We start from the raw sequence: 3,627 nt of genomic DNA on the forward strand, positions 1-3,627 counted from the left end.
ACCGCGCCGCCACAGCTGTCGACACACAACTGTCGACACACAACTGTCGACACACAACTGTCGACACACAACTGTCGACACACAACTGTCGCTGCGAGCGTTGAGGGGGCTGCGCCCCGGTGTGAGCACCTGAAAATCTGGCGAGTGTGCGATTTCGTACGCGACGCGCCGGCGCTGACGTAGGAAACCGCACACTCGACGAATAGCTCTGCGCGACGCGAGCGCCAACCAGGGCTTGTGCGCAATTTTCGAGCGAGCCGGGCATCTCCGGTGCCGACCGGCGCAGAGACACCTGTGGCAGGTGTGACCAACGCGCCGTGGCCGCCCCACGACGTGCACCAATTCGGGTCAAGTCGGGTCACATCGGTCAGCTGTGCGCCCTCGCCGTCGTGACGACGATCCCGACAGTGCGGCCAGATGGTGCGGAGCCGTTGTGTGCGGTCGCCGTTGAGACCCGGCGCGCAGCCGTGCGACGATCAGACGGTGACTGCGCCCTTCGGTTGGGACTTCCCCTACACCTGGCCGCGAAAACCGCTGCTGGCCAGTAACGTTGTGTGCACGTCGCAGCCGCTGGCCGCCCAAGCGGGCCTAGCCGTGCTCGCCGACGGCGGCAACGCCGTCGACGCGGCCGTCGCCACCGCGATCACGCTCACCGTGGTGGAGCCGGTGTCCAACGGCATCGGCTCGGACGCCTTCGCCATCGTCTGGGACGGCCGGCAACTGCACGGCCTCAACGCATCGGGACGCTCACCGGCCGCATGGACACCGGAGTACTTCGGCGACCACGGCGTCCCCGCCTTGGGCTGGAACTCGGTGACCGTGCCCGGTGCGGTGTCGGCCTGGGTCGAGTTGCACACCACGTTCGGCACGCTTCCGTTCGAGAGACTCTTCGAGGCAGCGATCCTGCACGCCCGCAACGGTTTCCCGGTCTCACCTGTCGTGGCGGCGCAGTGGGCGGCGCAGGTGCCGATCTTCGAGTCGCAGCCGGGTTTCGCCGAGACGTTCATCCCCGGCGGTCGCGCACCCAAGCCCGGAGAGCTGGTCGCCCTCCCCGACCACGCGGCAACCCTGGAGCAAATCGCCGCGACCAACGGTGAGGCGTTCTACCGCGGTGAGCTGGCGGCGGCCATGGAGGCGCACGCAGCTACCCACGGTGGCGCCATGTGCGCCGACGATCTCGCCACCCACCGCGCCGACTGGGTCGGCACGATCAGCCGTACCTACCGCGGCTACACCGTGCATGAAATCCCGCCCAACGGCCAGGGTATCGTCGCGCTGATCGCGCTGGGCATCCTCGACAACTTCGACATCGCTGCGCTGCCAGCCGATTCCGCCGACAGTGTGCATCTGCAGATCGAAGCGCTGAAGCTCGCGTTCGCCGACGCCGGGGCCTACGTCGCCGACCTCGACCACATGACGCTGCGCCCCGGGCAGCTCCTCGACACGCAGTATCTGGCCCGGCGGGCGGCGTCGATCGATCCGACGCGGGCCACAGTGGCCTGTGCCGGGACCCCGCGCGGGGGCACCGTCTATCTCACCGCCGCCGACTCCGCCGGGATGATGGTGTCGATGATCCAATCGAACTACCTGGGTTTCGGATCCGGTGTGGTGGTTCCGGGCACCGGAATCGCGCTGCAGAGCCGGGGCGCGAATTTCGTCGTCGAACAAGGACATCCGAATAGCGTCGGCCCCAACAAGCGTCCCTACCACACCATCATTCCGGGTTTTGTGACAAAGGACGGCGCCCCGCTGATGAGCTTCGGCGTGATGGGCGGCCCCATGCAGCCGCAGGGCCACGTGCAGCTCCTCACCCGGATCCTCGACCACGGGCAGAACCCGCAGGCAGCGTGCGACGGTCCCCGGTTCCGGTGGGTGGCGGGTTCGCAGGTCAGCTGCGAGCCGGGCTTTCCGGCGTCGACGCTCGACGAGCTTCGCCGGCGCGGTCACAAGCTGATGGTCGTCGACGACTACAACCAATTCGGCAGCTGCCAGGCGATCTGGCGGCTGGACGACGCCTATCTCGCGGTGAGCGACCCGCGTCGGGACGGTCAGGCCGTAGGGTACTAGACCCGAACGTCACCGTGTGAGGCAGCCAACGCGATGTCGCTGCGAAAGTGCCCGCCGGGCAGGCGAATCGAATCGAGGATCCGGTACGCGGCACACCGGGCGGCAGTCACATCGGGACCCGTGCCCACCACCGACAACACCCGGCCCCCCGACGACACAACGGCACCGTCGTCGCGGCGAGCGGTCCCGGCGTGCAGCACGCCGTCGGCGTCGGCGCCGAGGACCACGTCGCCGAGGCGCGGGCGGCCAGGATAGTGTTCGGCGGCCAGCACCACCGTCACCGCCGCGCCGTCTTGCCAGCGCAGTTCGCCGAATCCGGCCAGCTCCCCGGTGGCTGCCGCATACAGCAGCTGCCCCAGCGGCGAATCCAGTAGCGCCAGGACCGACTGCGTCTCCGGATCGCCGAAGCGACAGTTGAATTCGATCACCTCCGGCCCGCTCGGGGTGACGGCGAGCCCGGCGTACAGCAGTCCGGAGAACGGGCTTCCGCGTCGAACGAGTTCGACCGCAACAGGTTCCACGATGTCGGTCACCATGCTCCGGTACACGTCGGCGGGTAGCCAGGGTAGCGGCGCGTAGGCACCCATGCCCCCGGTGTTGGGTCCGGTATCGCCGTCGCCCACCCGTTTGAAGTCCTGCGCCGCGAGCAACGGCACCACGGTCGAACCGTCGACGATGCTGAACAACGACACCTCGGGTCCGTCGAGATAGGACTCCAGCAGCACCGGATGCCCAGCGTCCAGCAGCCCGGCCGCATGGGCACGCGCGACACCGCGATCTGGTGTCACCACCACGCCTTTGCCCGCAGCAAGTCTGTCGTCCTTGACCACCCATGCGCGCTCGCCGGCCGCGCACCCGAACCTGTCCAGCGCTACATCCAAATATGCTGGGCTATCGACGATCTCGCTCGCGGCGGTGCGAACGCCGGCCGACGCCATGACATCCTTGGCGAACGCCTTGGAACCCTCGATGCGGGCGGCGTCCTTGCTGGGGCCAAAGCAGGCAACACCCGAGGCGCGCACGGTGTCGGCCACCCCCAGCACCAGCGGCAGCTCGGGGCCGATCACCACCAGATCGGCCCCGACCCGCCGGGCCAGCGCGACGATGTCATCACCGGAGGTGATGTCGACACCGTGCTGCTCGGCCAGCCGAGCAGTGCCGGCGTTACCGGGGGCGATGGCCAGCGCCTCGACCTGCGGATCTCTGCGCAGGGCCACCAGCAGCGCATGTTCGCGGGCACCCGAGCCGATCACCAGAACGCGCACGACACCTGACCTTAGCGGGCCGCTATGGCGGACGGGTGGCGGTCGACCCACAAATCGACTCGACATCGACAAGGCGGTGAAAGTCGAAAAACGCCGTCACCACAGCTGCCACAGAGGTCGTAGAAGTCGCAAAGGACCCAATTGTCCCAGGGGTCACCGCTGCGGGGTCGTGTGTCTTTTTGCCCGCCTCACTCGAAAATTGCGCAAAAGCCCTGGTCGGCGCTCGCGTCGAGCAGAGCTATTCGTCGAGTGTGCGGTTTCGTACGCCAGCGCCGGCGCGTCGCGTACGAAATCG

Annotated in this window: 2 protein-coding genes; one reads left to right on the forward strand and one right to left on the reverse strand. The window is 67.9% G+C overall.

Features of this window, described 5'->3' with window-relative positions; genetic code table 11:
- Positions 1-483: 483 nt before the first annotated feature.
- A complete protein-coding gene (locus ABDW21_RS12950) occupies positions 484-2,067 on the forward strand; it encodes a gamma-glutamyltransferase family protein (RefSeq protein ID WP_343602093.1) in 1,584 nt (527 codons plus the stop codon).
- Here ABDW21_RS12950 and purD read toward each other — a convergent pair.
- Positions 2,064-3,332, reverse strand: a complete 1,269-nt coding sequence (gene purD, locus ABDW21_RS12955) for a phosphoribosylamine--glycine ligase (protein WP_343602091.1) — start codon at positions 3,330-3,332, stop codon at positions 2,064-2,066. The genes ABDW21_RS12950 and purD overlap by 4 nt on opposite strands.
- Between the last annotated feature and the right edge of the window lie 295 nt (positions 3,333-3,627).

The organism is Mycobacterium sp. (assembly GCF_039583805.1).
Taxonomy (GTDB): Bacteria; Actinomycetota; Actinomycetes; order Mycobacteriales; family Mycobacteriaceae; genus Mycobacterium.